The organism is Streptomyces sp. NPDC093097 (genome assembly GCF_044754325.1).
Classification (GTDB): domain Bacteria; phylum Actinomycetota; class Actinomycetes; order Streptomycetales; family Streptomycetaceae; genus Streptomyces.
This window is the reverse complement of sequence record NZ_JBIVOW010000034.1, coordinates 25,748-38,942: the sequence shown is the minus strand read 5'-3', so window position 1 is coordinate 38,942 and position 13,195 is coordinate 25,748. Positions and strand designations below refer to the sequence as shown.

Genomic DNA, 13,195 nt, shown 5'->3' with positions numbered 1-13,195 from the left:
CCCAGGCGAGCCCTTCGTGCGCGACGTGAACCGGAGGCGGTGCGCCCCATGCTCCTGACCATCGACGTAGGCAACACCCACACCGTCCTCGGCCTGTTCGACGGCGAGGAGATCGTCGAGCACTGGCGGATCTCCACCGACGCCCGCCGCACCGCCGACGAACTGGCGGTGCTCCTCCAGGGCCTGATGGGCATGCACCCGCTGCTCGGGGAAGACCTGGGCGACAACATCGAGGGGATCTCCATCTGCTCCACGGTCCCCTCGGTGCTCCATGAGCTGCGCGAGGTGACCCGCCGCTACTACGGGGACGTGCCGGCCGTCCTGGTGGAGCCGGGCGTCAAGACGGGCGTGCCGATCCTCATGGACAACCCCAAGGAGGTCGGCGCCGACCGCATCATCAACGCGCTGGCCGCCGTCGAGCTCTACGGCGGCCCGGCCGTCGTCGTCGACTTCGGCACCGCGACCACCTTCGACGCGGTGAGCGCCCGCGGGGAGTACGTGGGCGGCGTGATCGCCCCGGGCATCGAGATCTCCGTGGACGCGCTGGGCGTCAAGGGCGCCCAGCTCCGCAAGATCGAGCTGGCCCGGCCGCGCAGCGTCATCGGCAAGAACACCGTCGAGGCGATGCAGTCCGGCATCCTCTACGGCTTCGCCGGCCAAGTGGACGGTGTGGTGCACCGGATGGCCCGTGAGCTGGCCGAGGACCCGGACGACGTGACGGTGATCGCCACCGGCGGACTGGCGCCGATGGTGCTCGGCGAGTCCTCGGTGATCGACGAGCACGAGCCCTGGCTGACCCTCATCGGCCTGCGGCTGGTGTACGAGCGGAACGTCGGGCGGCTGTAACCGGGCGACGGAGGAAAAGGGCGGCGCCGGTTCCGTACTGGCGCGCCCGTGTGACGCGCACTCCGCGGCCGCGCCACCGTTCGCGAATTAAGCGGCTTTTGTCCGAATCGGTCGTAAAGTCGCGGCATGCCAACGCCCTACGGATCCCGCGGCGGCATGGCCTTCGGCGCCGATGAGTTGCGTGTCCTCCGTCGCGCCCTCGCCCATGCCCTCCAGACGACCTCCTCCACCGTGCCCTTGGGCGCCCTCGGTGCGGACCGGTCGCAGGACGTCCAGGAATACCTCCGGCTGGCCGAGGCGGTGGACGAGGCGGTTCGTGAGGGCGCCCGCCTGCGCGCCTTCCTGCTCGCCGACCTCGCCCGCTACCGCGACGCCCTGCCGGGTGCCGCCACCGGCTACCTCACGCGGCTCCAGGAGGCGCTGGCGGCCGGCCACGTGCCCGGCCCCGACGACCTCGCCGCGCTGCGCGCGCTGCTGACCCGCCCCGCCGTCGAGGCCGAACGCAAGCGCCGCAGCGCCCTGCTGCGGCACTGCGAGCGACTGGCCGAACAATCTGTGCGGGCCCGCCTGCGCGCGCTGCCAGGCGGGCGCTCAGGCGCCGTACCGGACGTCCTGCCGGCCGGCCGCACCGGCGGACACCGGGGCCCTGCCGCCGCGGCCCCCCTGAGTGGACCGGGCGCCGGATCGGACCCCGGGGCGGACCCCCAGCAGGAGCCCCGGAGGGAGCCGCGCCGGGAGCCGCCCAAGCCCGCGCCGCGCCCCAAGGCGCCGCGCCCCGACCGGCCCATCCCGACGCCCGGCGAGGTGTTTCCGCCCCGACGGAAGCCCGCCCCGCCCCCGGAGACACGCACCGCCTGATCGCTGCGTACCCTGGCTGGGTACTTGTCGCGGGCTTACGCCTTGAAGGAGGCCCCTGCCATGGATTACGTCGCCGCGCTGCTTCCGCCCGTAGTGATGGCGGTCGCCTTTACCTGCCTGATCGTCACGATGATCAAGAGCCAGGGGGGGCAGAACAAGTCGAAGGAGGACGCGGCCGTCGACGCGGCGTTCGCCCGCGCCGAAGCCGCCGGGCAGGAGCCCAAGGCCTCCGGCGCCTGAACCGCCGCCATTTATGGCGGCTCGCCCCTTCAGTGCGGCCCGGGATTGACCGTCCCGGGCCGTACTTCCTTTTTCCGGACCAAACGCAACGAGATCAACCGGCATTCGCGACATCTCCCACTATTCTTCTTGTGTGCCGAGACGCTTGGGTGATCTGGAAGACGCGGTGATGACGCGGGTCTGGGAGTGGAACCGACCGGTCACCGTTCGAGAAGTTCTGGAGGATCTCCAGAAGGAACGGTCGATCGCCTACACCACGGTCATGACCGTATTGGACAACCTCCATCAGAAGGGCTGGGTCCGCCGTGAAGCGGAAGGCCGCGCCTATCGATATGAGGCAGTCTCCACTCGCGCCGCCTACTCGGCCGCACTGATGAACGAAGCGTGGTCCGCCAGCGACAACCCCGCGGCCGCACTAGTGGCCTTCTTCGGCATGATGTCGCCGGAACAACGGCAAGCCCTCCGCGATGCCGTACGGATGGTGCAGGTCGACGATCGTCCTGTAGCCGAGGAAGAACAGTCCGCGACCGGGGAAGAGCCCGCGGAACGGGCCGGCGAAGAAGAGCCACAAGCCGCGGATGAAGCGCCGGCCGGCGAAGGAGATGAACCCGGAGCGGAGCCCGGCGGCAAGGGGCGATAGCGTCCGGGCATGTCAGCGCATTCAAAAGGGCTCACCGTCCGCCGTGCCCGGACCAGCGATGTACCGGCCGTGCGTCGCCTCATCGACGCCTACTCGCGCGACGGGATCCTGCTAGACAAAGCCACCGTCACGCTTTACGAGGACATCCAGGAGTTCTGGGTCGCCGAGCGGGACGAAGACGCCGAGGTCGTCGGCTGCGGCGCACTGCACGTCATGTGGGAAGACCTGGCGGAGGTCCGCACCCTGGCAGTGGACCGGACGCTGCGCGGTACCGGAGTCGGACACCACGTCCTGGACAAGCTGCTGGCTACCGCACGATGGCTCGGAGTGCGGCGAATTTTCTGCCTCACCTTCGAAGTGGACTTCTTCGCCAAGCACGGCTTCGTGGAGATCGGCGAGACTCCCGTAGACGGGGATGTCTACAGTGAACTGCTGCGTTCCTATGACGAGGGCGTAGCGGAGTTCCTCGGTCTCGAACGAGTGAAGCCCAACACCCTGGGCAACAGCCGCATGCTTCTGCACCTGTGATCAGTGTTCTATGTCCGAATCGCTCCCCTATCTCATGGCTGTGGAAGCATGCGTTCCCCGCTCTGTGGGCAAGTGAACCCTACCCAAGGGTTTGTGTTTTTCCCGGAAAGGCGGTTTGCTTTCCGTCGTAATCCACATTCGATGAAAGGGAATCCTGGTGGCACAGAAGGTTCAGGTTCTTCTTGTCGACGACCTCGACGGTGGCGAGGCCAACGAGACCGTGACGTTCGCTCTCGACGGTAAGTCCTACGAGATCGACCTCTCCGACGCCAACGCGGACAAGCTCCGTGAGTCGCTGGCCGACTTCGTGAAGGCCGGTCGCAAGACCGGTGGCCGTTCCGCCGGCCGCGGCAAGGCCCGTGCGGCTTCTGCCGGCTCCCCGGACACCGCGAAGATCCGTGCCTGGGCGAAGGAGAACGGCTACAACGTGAATGACCGTGGCCGCGTCCCCGCCGACATTCGTGAGGCATTCGAGAAGGCCAACGGCTGAGCGCCGCACGCGCGATCCGATTGGCCATTACGAGCACGTACCAACCGGGCCCGGTGGCACTCAGTCGCCGCCGTGCTCACGAGCCGTACGAGGTCGGGGGCGCCCCCACCGTCCCCGATTCCTGCCCCGAACCCCGTGGCGGGCAGGAAATCCTCCACCTCGTATCCAGGCTGGGGAGGCCGCACCCATCCGGCGGCCTCCCGAGTGCCGCAGCCGCCTGACGCGCGGTGCTCGGCGGGGATCGCCGGCGCGGGCATCCGCCCCCCGGCCCCGCGTGCAGTGAGGTCCGCCGCGAGCGTGCCCCACTCCAGCCACTCCAGGATTTCTGGGAGCTCCTCCGCGCCGCCGGCCGCAATGAGCATGAGCAGTTTCGGCCGATCCCCCGCGGGCTTGTCGCCCCGCTCGGGCCGTAGCAGTGCTACCGGGCCGGTGCGCGGCATCCGCCGCAGTACGGCGCGCCCCGCGCCGGCGGGCATTTCCAGGACGTCGAAGCGCGGCCCCGTGAGCAGCTCCACCGGCTCGGTGCCGGTGGTCGGCCAGCCCAGCTCGTCCTCGTACCACTGGCGGACGGCGGCGAACGGGGGGCGGGGTCGCGGAAGCGCGCGTGCCATGTCCGGTGCAACTCCCGGCACCAAGGAAGGTTACGCTCGGTATTTGGATGAATGCATTCCGTATATTGCGGCGGGGTGTGCGGGAGCGTTTCGGGGTGTGCGGGTGTTCGCCCGTAGCGGAGGGGAAAGGCTCGCGCCGCATGGAGTGTCAGCGGCAGCGGGTAAGAAAGTCTCAGTGGGAAGAGGCGCTGTGACCGGCGCGCTCCGCAGTTCGCCGTCGCCTTTGGCCGGCGACGGACGGTGTGTCGGCCGGGGCCGCGTTCGCCACGGGCGTAGTAGTGGCATGCGTATATGCCTGGCCTGCGGGAACATCGTCTCGCACCATCGAGTTGGAGCAGATGTCAGCTGTTCGGCAGTAAATTTCCCCGTCGGAGCGGGGTGATCCGGACGGGTGTCGGCAGTTGGAATGAGCTGTCCCGCCCTGCGGGACTAGCATGCGGAAGGACAGGGAGGGGACCGACCCCTAACTGCCTGACCGCTCTGAGGAGCGATTAACGATGTTCGAGAGGTTCACCGACCGTGCGCGGCGGGTTGTCGTCCTGGCTCAGGAAGAAGCCCGGATGCTCAACCACAACTACATCGGCACCGAACACATCCTCCTGGGTCTGATCCACGAGGGTGAGGGTGTCGCCGCTAAGGCCCTGGAGAGCCTCGGCATTTCGCTTGAGGCGGTCCGCCAGCAGGTGGAGGAGATCATCGGCCAGGGCCAGCAGGCCCCGTCCGGCCACATCCCCTTCACGCCCCGTGCCAAGAAGGTCCTGGAGCTGTCGCTCCGCGAGGCCCTCCAGCTCGGCCACAACTACATCGGCACCGAGCACATCCTGCTCGGTCTGATCCGCGAGGGCGAGGGCGTCGCCGCCCAGGTCCTCGTGAAGCTGGGTGCCGACCTGAACCGGGTGCGGCAGCAGGTCATCCAGCTGCTCTCCGGCTACCAGGGCAAGGAGGCCGCCACCGCCGGCGGTCCCGCCGAGGGCACGCCCTCGACCTCCCTCGTCCTGGACCAGTTCGGCCGCAACCTCACGCAGGCCGCCCGGGAGACCAAGCTCGACCCGGTCATCGGCCGCGAGAAGGAAATCGAGCGGGTCATGCAGGTGCTGTCCCGCCGCACCAAGAACAACCCGGTCCTCATCGGCGAGCCCGGTGTCGGCAAGACGGCGGTCGTCGAGGGCCTGGCGCAGGCCATCGTCAAGGGCGAGGTGCCCGAGACCCTCAAGGACAAGCACCTCTACACCCTCGACCTGGGCGCGCTGGTCGCCGGCTCCCGGTACCGCGGTGACTTCGAAGAGCGCCTGAAGAAGGTCCTCAAGGAGATCCGCACCCGCGGCGACATCATCCTGTTCATCGACGAGCTGCACACCCTGGTCGGCGCGGGCGCCGCCGAGGGCGCCATCGACGCGGCGAGCATCCTCAAGCCGATGCTGGCGCGCGGCGAGCTCCAGACCATCGGTGCGACGACGCTCGACGAGTACCGCAAGCACCTGGAGAAGGACGCGGCCCTGGAGCGCCGCTTCCAGCCCATCCAGGTCGCGGAGCCGTCGCTGCCGCACACCATCGAGATCCTCAAGGGCCTGCGGGACCGCTACGAGGCGCACCACCGGGTGTCCATCACGGACGCCGCGCTGGTCGCCGCGGCCACCCTGGCCGACCGCTACATCTCCGACCGCTTCCTCCCGGACAAGGCGATCGACCTGATCGACGAGGCCGGCTCCCGGATGCGCATCCGCCGGATGACCGCGCCGCCGGACCTCCGCGAGTTCGACGAGAAGATCGCCGACGTGCGCCGCGAGAAGGAGTCCGCGATCGACTCGCAGGACTTCGAGATGGCCGCCGGCCTGCGCGACAAGGAGAAGCAGCTCCTGGCCGCGAAGGCGAAGCGGGAGAAGGAGTGGAAGGCCGGCGACATGGACGTCGTCGCCGAGGTCGACGAGGAGCTGATCGCCGAGGTCCTGGCCACGGCGACGGGTATCCCGGTCTTCAAGCTCACCGAGGAGGAGTCCAGCCGGCTCCTGCGGATGGAAGACGAGCTGCACAAGCGCGTCATCGGCCAGAAGGACGCCATCAAGGCGCTCTCGCAGGCCATCCGTCGTACGCGTGCCGGTCTGAAGGACCCCAAGCGTCCCGGTGGTTCGTTCATCTTCGCCGGTCCGTCCGGTGTCGGTAAGACCGAGCTGTCCAAGACGCTCGCCGAGTTCCTCTTCGGCGACGAGGACGCGCTGATCTCCCTCGACATGTCGGAGTTCAGCGAGAAGCACACGGTCTCCCGGCTCTTCGGTTCGCCTCCCGGCTACGTGGGCTACGAAGAGGGCGGCCAGCTGACCGAGAAGGTCCGCCGCAAGCCGTTCTCCGTCGTCCTCTTCGACGAGGTCGAGAAGGCCCACCCGGACATCTTCAACTCGCTGCTGCAGATCCTGGAGGACGGCCGTCTGACCGACTCCCAGGGCCGGGTCGTGGACTTCAAGAACACGGTCATCATCATGACCACCAACCTCGGCACCCGGGACATCTCCAAGGGCTTCAACCTGGGCTTCGCCGCCCAGGGCGACGTCAAGACCGGCTACGAGCGGATGAAGGCCAAGGTCAACGAAGAGCTCAAGCAGCACTTCCGGCCCGAGTTCCTCAACCGTGTCGACGACACGGTGGTCTTCCACCAGCTGTCGCAGGAAGACATCATCCAGATCGTCGACCTGATGATCGCCAAGGTGGACGAGCGGCTCAAGGACCGCGACATGGGCATCGAGCTCAGTGGCGAGGCCAAGTCGATGCTGGCCAAGCGCGGGTACGACCCGGTGCTCGGCGCCCGTCCGCTGCGCCGCACGATCCAGCGCGAGATCGAGGACGCCCTCTCGGAGAAGATCCTCTTCAACGAGCTGCGTCCGGGCCACATCGTGGTCGTCGACGTGGAGGGCGAGGGCGAGTCCGCCAAGTTCACCTTCCGCGGCGAGGAGAAGTCGGCGGTGCCGAGCGCCCCGCCGGTGGAGTCCGCGACGGGCGGCTCGGGTCCCAACCTGAGCAAGGACGCGTAGTCCCGAGATACGCAGCCGCCCCGGAACCTCTCGCAGGTTCCGGGGCGGCTTTGCGTTTGGCCACTCATGCGCGAGCGGGGACGGTTCGGCGGGTGAGGTGACCGTGACATTCGTGGTGGTAATGAGGCGTCGGATGACTTCTTCCGCGTAGCGGGTGGTGTCGAATTGCTGCCGACTGGTTCCTGGTGTGAGGCGGGCAGTCGATGAAGAGCGATCGCGGAACCGCTTGACGCATTCAACGGCAGTGTCTGCGCCGAGGGCGGCAGCAGTGTGCACGATTTCCTGGGCCTCGTCGTCAGTCAATCCGCAAGGGCGGGGGAGCAGTTCCAGGACGGTGGGTCCCCCTTCGATGAGCAGTTCCGACTTCTCGTGATCGCGTGGCGGAAAAATCGCGCGTGCTCGTTCATGGTCTCCTTCCGTGCTGTCGGGTCGATCTTTGTCGCATGTTCCAGGCGTGCCTTGGCCGGCAGGTCGGTGCGGAGTTCGTTCCTGGCGAGCAACCCCCGTAATAGTTCCGCCCGTTCGCTTGGGCGGGCCTGTGTCACCGTTATGCGGACCAGGTCCTTCCGCCGGGCGGGTTCGTGGAGGAGCCGCTGCGGTGGAGGGGCGGAAGGCGGTCGGGGCGGGGCCCTGGGGGCGGCGGCGGAGACGGTGGTGCCTGGGGGCTGCTCGTAGGCGGCCAGGCGTCCAGGCGGCCGGGGGCGACGGTGTCCGAGGCGGCCGGGTTGGGCGCCGGAGTGTGGGCAGCCGGCGGACAGGGAGCCGTCAGGGGGGTGGGGAGGGGCACGGGGCGGGAGGGCCTGAGAGGGGCGTTCTTCGTGGCGGGGGGTCGGTGGCCGGTCGCAGGTGGCCGCCAGGCTCGTATGGCCGGATCGGGTCAGAGGGGTGGACGGACCCCGGTCAGGCGTTTTTGGATTTCGTGGTGCCCGGTCGATAGGAACCGATCGGAGGTGATCCGAATTTACGTAACCCGGGTCACAGTATTTCCGGTAACGCGGGTCACATTGCCCTTTGGGATTGTGTAGTCCGGGTCACTTCAAGGCGGCGGAATCTCGTGACATGGCGCACAGGAATTTGGCCTCTACTAGTGCGCTTAGGGGAATTGCGGGGTGGGGGAGGAGGAGGGTGGGGAGGGGTGAAGGTGCTGGTGAGGGTGGGTGTGTGGGGTGATCGAGGTAGGGGTGGGGTGGCCTTCGGGGGACTCCGGATCTTATGGGTGGCGGTAGTAGAAAGGGGGGCTTGGCGTCAGGGTTGAGGCGGGTTACCAAGGAATGGCGATACCGGTCCGCAGCCGGGAAAACCACTCTCTTCTCCCTGGAGGAAAACCCGCATGTCGAAGTTTGCCGCGATACGCAATTCCAAGAAGGCCGCCAAGTCCGCGCTGCGTAACCGCGTGGCCGTCGTGGCCGCCGGTGCCGGTCTGACCGCCGCGCTGGGCGCCGGTGTCGCCGTCGCCGCCGACGGCGGGCTGCTGGGTCTGTCCGCGGACACCGGCAAGACCGTCGCCGCGCAGGCCGACGCGCAGGCCAAGGCCGCCAAGGACGCCAAGGCCGCCGCCGAGAAGGCCAAGCGCGACGCCGTGAAGCGCGAGGCCGTGAAGGCCAACGGCTGGGTGAAGCCGGTCGAGGACTACGTCATCGGCCAGCCGTTCGGCATCAACGGCAGCCACTGGGCGCACAAGCACAGCGGTCAGGACTTCGTCGTGCCGACCGGCACCAAGGTCAACGCCGTCCACCAGGGCACGGTCGTCAAGGCCGGTCCGAACGGTGGCGGTGACGGTCCGGCCTACGGCAACGCGATCGTGATCAAGCACCCCAACGGCATGTACACCCAGTACGCGCACCTGTCACAGATCCACGTCCACGTCGGTCAGCAGGTGTCGACCGGCCAGCAGATCGGTCTGTCCGGCAGCACCGGCAACTCCACCGGCCCGCACCTGCACTTCGAGGTCCGCACCGGCCCCAACTACGGGTCGGGCATCGAGCCGACCGGATTCCTGCGGGCTCACGGCGGCGCTGTCTGAGCTGAGTCCGGTCAAGCTGGCCGGCGGCTCGGCGGGTTGGCCGCCGTGACCAGTTCTGTGGCGACCCTGAGGATGGCTTCGCGCTTCTCCTCAGGGTCGCCGAGCACGTTCTGCATGGCGAACATCCCCGCGTGCATGGCGAACAGCGCCGTGATGCACCGCACTTGGTCGACCAGATCGGCGTCGTCGTCCTTGAGCAGGTCGTAGAGGGTCAGCATCCGCTCCTTGAAGCGCAGGCCGATGGTCAGGTCCCGCACCGTGGCCTGGTTCTCCTGCATGAAGCGGAAGAGGGACTCCGAGGAGCGCAGCGACTGGTGGTAGCGGCGGATGACCTCCTGCTTGGTCTCCAGCGTGCGCGGCTGCTCCTGCGCCCAGGCGATCAGCTCGTCGATGGGCCGGCACAGGTCCTCGAAGAGGCTGACGACGATGTCTTCCTTGGTCTTGAAGTGGTAGTAGAGCGCGGCCTTGGTGACATCGAGCCGCTCGGCGATCTCGCGCAACGAGGTCTTCTCGTAGCCATGCTCGGAGAACAGCTCCAGGGCGACGTCCTGGATGCGCTGGCGGGTGTTCCTCCTGCGCGGCTGTGATGCGCTGCTCATGCTGTTCTCCTGCGTGACGGCGTTGTCGGTGCGGGGCCTGCGACGGCCCGTTTTCCCCAGCAATCATCTGCTGCCCCGCTGGTCAGTGACCTACCCACCCCTGGCGTCAGAAACTTACTTGACGCCCGGCTAGTAACTCTTCTACCTTCTTACCGCACAAAAAACTAGCCGGGCGGCAAGTAAGTAAGAACGGATGGGGTAAGAATGGGGACGTCGCGCACCGCGACCCCGACGGGGGAAGCACAGGAACCAGCGCAGAGCACGGGCAAACAGCCCGCCAGCGTACGCACGGTGCTCTTCGCGCTGATGATCGCGATGCTGCTCGCGATGCTGGACAACATGATCGTCGGCACCGCGATGCCGACGATCGTCGGTGAACTGGGCGGACTGTCCCACCTGTCGTGGGTCGTCACCGCCTACACCCTGGCCACCGCCGCCTCGACCCCGATCTGGGGCAAGCTCGGCGACATGTACGGCCGGAAGGGCGTCTTCCTGACGTCCATCGTGATCTTCCTGATCGGCTCGGCGCTCTCCGGTATGGCGCAGGACATGGGCCAGCTGATCGGTTTCCGCGCCGTCCAGGGTCTGGGCGCGGGCGGCCTGATGGTCGGCGTCATGGCGATCATCGGTGATCTGATCCCGCCGCGGGAGCGCGGCAAGTACCAGGGCATGATGGCCGGCGTCATGGCCGTCGCGATGATCGGCGGCCCGCTGGTCGGCGGCACCATCACCGACCACCTCGGCTGGCGCTGGAGCTTCTACATCAACCTGCCGCTCGGCGCGATCGCCCTGATCGCGGTCGGCGCGGTGCTGCACCTGCCGAAGAAGCGGTCCCAGACCCGGATCGACTACGCGGGCGCGGCCCTGCTGACCATCGGCATCACCTCGCTGGTGCTGCTCACCACCTGGGGCGGCACCGAGTACGACTGGCTGTCGAAGCAGATCGTGGGCCTGGGCGTCCTGGCCGTCGTCGCGCTCGTCGCCTTCGTCCTCGTCGAGCGCAAGGTCAGCGACCCGGTGGTGCCGCTGCGGATCTTCCGCAACGGCAACTTCTCGCTGGTCACCGTGATCGGCTTCCTGGTCGGCTTCGTGATGTTCGGCTCGATGACCTTCCTGCCGCTCTACCAGCAGACCGTGCAGGGCGCCTCGGCGACCAACTCCGGCCTCCTGCTGCTGCCGATGCTGCTGTCGATGATGGCGGTCTCGCTGGTCGCGGGCCGGGTCACCACCACGTCCGGCAAGTACAAGATCTTCGTCACCAGCGGCGGCGCCCTGATCACCGTGGGCCTGTTCCTGCTGTCCCTGATGGACACCACGACCACGCGCTTCACGTCCGGCCTCTACATGGCCGTCCTCGGCGCCGGTATGGGCTTCCTGATGCAGACGACGATGCTGATCGCCCAGAACAGCGTCGAACTGCGGGACATGGGCGTCGGCTCCTCGTCGGCCACCCTGTTCCGTACGATCGGCGGCTCGTTCGGCGTCGCGATCATGGGCGCGGTCTTCGCCGACCAGGTGAAGTCGACGATGATCGAGAAGCTCGGCGCGGTGGCCGGCCAGAAGATGACCGGCGGCGGCGCCCAGATGGACCCCAAGGCCCTGACCAAGCTGCCGGCGCCGGTGAAGGACGCCTACGCGCACGCGGTGGCGAACGGTGCCCACCAGGTCTTCCTGTGGGGCGCGCTCATCAGCGTCATCGGCTTCGCCGCGGCGTGGTTCCTCAAGGAGATCCCGCTGCGCGGCGGCCCGGCCGCCAAGCCGACGGAGCCGGAGGCTCCGGAGGAGCGGGTGGCGGTCCCCGAGGCCGTCTGACGACCTACGGCATACGAATGGCCCCTGGTACGCGCCCCGTTGCGCGCGCCGGGGGCCGTTCGCCGTTCAGGCGCCGATCGATGGCCCGTCCGCGACGGCCCCGACGGACGCCGATCGGTCGGCGGCCGGGGGTGCGAGCGCCGGCCGGGGCCCATGGGCCCCAAGTGGCGGCGGAGGGGGCGGGGTCGCAGGCCGGCGGGGCCGCCCCGAGTCGTCAGCGCTCCGGCAGCTGGATCACCGGGAAACTCCCGGTGGCCGTAGGCGCGTTCTCCGGGAGCCACAGCACCGACACCGCCCCCGTCGAGCCGTCCGTCAGTTCGTCGGCGTTGCGGAAGGTGAGCCGGGCGCCCAGGACGCGGGCCTGGCCGACCGCGATGGTCAGGCCGAGGCCGTGGCCGACGCCGGCCCGGTCGCTGCTGCCGGTGCGGAAGCGGCTGGGGCCCTCGCGGAGCAGGGCCTCCGGGAAGCCGGAGCCGTGGTCGCGGACCCGGATGACGCGGCCCTCGACCGTGACCTCGATGGGCGGCTTGCCGTGCCGGGAGGCGTTGGCGATCAGGTTGCCCAGGATGCGTTCGAGGCGGCGGGGGTCGGTGGAGACGTCGGCGTCGCGGATCACCTCGACGGTGACGCCGGCGTCGAGGGCGCGGACCCGCCGCGTGACGAACTCGCCCAGCGCCACGTCCTGGAGCTCGGCCCGCTCGGCATGGCCGTCGAGACGGGCCACCTCCAGCACGTCCTCGACCAGCGTCCGCATCGCCTGCGCCCGGTCCCGGACCAGCTCCGAGGGCCGCCCGGGCGGCAGCAGTTCGGCCGCCGTCAGCAGCCCCGTCACGGGCGTCCGCAGCTCGTGCGCGATGTCCGCGGTCACCCGCCGCTCCGCCTCGATGCGCTGCTGGAGGGCGTCGGACATGGCGTCCACCGCCCATGCCAGATCGTCCGTCTCGTCGCGGACCCGGCCACCGCCCACCTCGTCGCGGATCCGGACCGAGGTGTCCCCGTCCGCCAGCTTCCCGGCCGCCGCCGCGGCCTTCCGCAGCCGCTTCGACAGCCGGCCGCCCACCAGGACGCCCAGCGCGCACCCGCCGACGACCACCGCCGTGGAGCCGAGCAGCAGCGCCTGGTCCAGGTCGTCCAGCACCTGGAACCGGTCGGGGAAGCGGTCGTGGATCGACAGCACCCGCCCGTTGCCGAGCGGCGAGGCGGCCCACACCTCGGGCGCGGTGTGGCCGGTGTCCTCCAGGTACGTGGCCCGGTCGCCCTCGCCGACCTCCTTGCGGAGCGGCCGCGGCAGCGCCGGGTCGTCGATCTTCGCGCCGAACTGGAGGCGGTTGGTGGACTCGTAGATCTTCTGCGTGAAGGTGAGGCGCTCTATCTGGACGTCACGGCTGTTGTCGAGCATGGAGACCCGCGCGGCGTTGTGCACGACAAGGCTCAACGCCACCGCGACCAGCGCCCCCACGAGCGCGATCGCGGCGCTGAGCTTCCATCTCAGGCCCGTTCGCAGGGCCAGCCTGACCACCTGCGG

Annotated in this window: 12 protein-coding genes; 9 read left to right on the top strand and 3 right to left on the bottom strand. The window is 68.7% G+C overall.

Features of this window, described 5'->3' with window-relative positions:
* Positions 1 to 48 precede the first annotated feature (48 nt).
* The 6 genes from ACIQE0_RS36145 (at position 49) to ACIQE0_RS36120 (ending at position 3,602) form a co-directional block, all read left to right on the top strand.
* The gene (locus tag ACIQE0_RS36145) at positions 49 to 846 is read left to right on the top strand and encodes a type III pantothenate kinase (protein ID WP_366332414.1); all 798 of its coding nucleotides are present in this window, start codon (positions 49 to 51) and stop codon (positions 844 to 846) included.
* Positions 847 to 972: 126 nt separating this feature from the next.
* Positions 973 to 1,704 (top strand): hypothetical protein, encoded by a 732-nt coding sequence (locus ACIQE0_RS36140; protein ID WP_402339922.1) that lies wholly within the window; start codon positions 973 to 975, stop codon positions 1,702 to 1,704.
* Positions 1,705 to 1,764: 60 nt separating this feature from the next.
* Positions 1,765 to 1,944: a hypothetical protein gene (locus ACIQE0_RS36135; RefSeq protein WP_366332413.1), complete on the top strand. Its 180-nt coding sequence runs from the start codon at positions 1,765 to 1,767 to the stop codon at positions 1,942 to 1,944.
* Positions 1,945 to 2,113: 169 nt separating this feature from the next.
* Positions 2,114 to 2,584 (top strand): BlaI/MecI/CopY family transcriptional regulator, encoded by a 471-nt coding sequence (locus tag ACIQE0_RS36130; RefSeq protein ID WP_402339965.1) that lies wholly within the window; start codon positions 2,114 to 2,116, stop codon positions 2,582 to 2,584.
* A 9-nt stretch (positions 2,585 to 2,593) separates the two neighbouring features.
* Positions 2,594 to 3,112, top strand: a complete 519-nt coding sequence (locus tag ACIQE0_RS36125; protein WP_366332411.1) for an amino-acid N-acetyltransferase — start codon at positions 2,594 to 2,596, stop codon at positions 3,110 to 3,112.
* Between the two features lie 157 nt (positions 3,113 to 3,269).
* The gene (locus tag ACIQE0_RS36120) at positions 3,270 to 3,602 is read left to right on the top strand and encodes an Lsr2 family protein (RefSeq protein ID WP_067348362.1); all 333 of its coding nucleotides are present in this window, start codon (positions 3,270 to 3,272) and stop codon (positions 3,600 to 3,602) included.
* On the opposite strand, the gene ACIQE0_RS36115 is transcribed toward ACIQE0_RS36120, so the two are convergent.
* Positions 3,533 to 4,213 (bottom strand): SCO3374 family protein, encoded by a 681-nt coding sequence (locus ACIQE0_RS36115; protein ID WP_402339917.1) that lies wholly within the window; start codon positions 4,211 to 4,213, stop codon positions 3,533 to 3,535. The two genes, ACIQE0_RS36120 and ACIQE0_RS36115, sit on opposite strands and share 70 nt — an antisense overlap.
* A 497-nt stretch (positions 4,214 to 4,710) precedes the next feature.
* On the opposite strand from ACIQE0_RS36115, the gene ACIQE0_RS36110 reads away from it, so the two are divergent.
* Positions 4,711 to 7,236 (top strand): ATP-dependent Clp protease ATP-binding subunit, encoded by a 2,526-nt coding sequence (locus tag ACIQE0_RS36110; RefSeq protein ID WP_366332409.1) that lies wholly within the window; start codon positions 4,711 to 4,713, stop codon positions 7,234 to 7,236.
* 1,330 nt (positions 7,237 to 8,566) lie between these two features.
* A complete protein-coding gene (locus tag ACIQE0_RS36105; RefSeq protein WP_402339913.1) occupies positions 8,567 to 9,259 on the top strand; it encodes a M23 family metallopeptidase in 693 nt (230 codons plus the stop codon).
* An 11-nt stretch (positions 9,260 to 9,270) separates the two neighbouring features.
* Here ACIQE0_RS36105 and ACIQE0_RS36100 read toward each other — a convergent pair whose 3' ends face one another.
* Positions 9,271 to 9,858 carry a TetR/AcrR family transcriptional regulator gene (locus ACIQE0_RS36100; protein ID WP_402339910.1) on the bottom strand — a complete coding sequence of 196 codons (588 nt, stop codon included), beginning with the start codon at positions 9,856 to 9,858 and terminating at the stop codon, positions 9,271 to 9,273.
* Positions 9,859 to 10,062: 204 nt separating this feature from the next.
* Here ACIQE0_RS36100 and ACIQE0_RS36095 point away from each other — a divergent pair, with 204 nt between their 5' ends.
* Positions 10,063 to 11,670: an MDR family MFS transporter gene (locus ACIQE0_RS36095; protein WP_402339907.1), complete on the top strand. Its 1,608-nt coding sequence runs from the start codon at positions 10,063 to 10,065 to the stop codon at positions 11,668 to 11,670.
* Positions 11,671 to 11,884: 214 nt separating this feature from the next.
* Here ACIQE0_RS36095 and cseC read toward each other — a convergent pair whose 3' ends face one another.
* Positions 11,885 to 13,189 carry a two-component system sensor histidine kinase CseC gene (gene cseC, locus ACIQE0_RS36090; protein ID WP_366332405.1) on the bottom strand — a complete coding sequence of 435 codons (1,305 nt, stop codon included), beginning with the start codon at positions 13,187 to 13,189 and terminating at the stop codon, positions 11,885 to 11,887.
* Positions 13,190 to 13,195 lie beyond the last annotated feature (6 nt).

Coding starts and splice junctions, on each gene's coding strand:
- ACIQE0_RS36130 (WP_402339965.1), top strand. CDS start 2,114: ATGACGCGGGTCTGGGAGTGGAACCGACCGGTCACCGTTCGAGAAGTT.
- ACIQE0_RS36125 (WP_366332411.1), top strand. CDS start 2,594: ATGTCAGCGCATTCAAAAGGGCTCACCGTCCGCCGTGCCCGGACCAGC.
- ACIQE0_RS36105 (WP_402339913.1), top strand. CDS start 8,567: ATGTCGAAGTTTGCCGCGATACGCAATTCCAAGAAGGCCGCCAAGTCC.
- ACIQE0_RS36100 (WP_402339910.1), bottom strand. CDS start 9,858: ATGAGCAGCGCATCACAGCCGCGCAGGAGGAACACCCGCCAGCGCATC.
- ACIQE0_RS36115 (WP_402339917.1), bottom strand. CDS start 4,213: ATGGCACGCGCGCTTCCGCGACCCCGCCCCCCGTTCGCCGCCGTCCGC.
- ACIQE0_RS36110 (WP_366332409.1), top strand. CDS start 4,711: ATGTTCGAGAGGTTCACCGACCGTGCGCGGCGGGTTGTCGTCCTGGCT.
- ACIQE0_RS36095 (WP_402339907.1), top strand. CDS start 10,063: ATGGGGACGTCGCGCACCGCGACCCCGACGGGGGAAGCACAGGAACCA.
- ACIQE0_RS36135 (WP_366332413.1), top strand. CDS start 1,765: ATGGATTACGTCGCCGCGCTGCTTCCGCCCGTAGTGATGGCGGTCGCC.
- ACIQE0_RS36145 (WP_366332414.1), top strand. CDS start 49: ATGCTCCTGACCATCGACGTAGGCAACACCCACACCGTCCTCGGCCTG.
- ACIQE0_RS36140 (WP_402339922.1), top strand. CDS start 973: ATGCCAACGCCCTACGGATCCCGCGGCGGCATGGCCTTCGGCGCCGAT.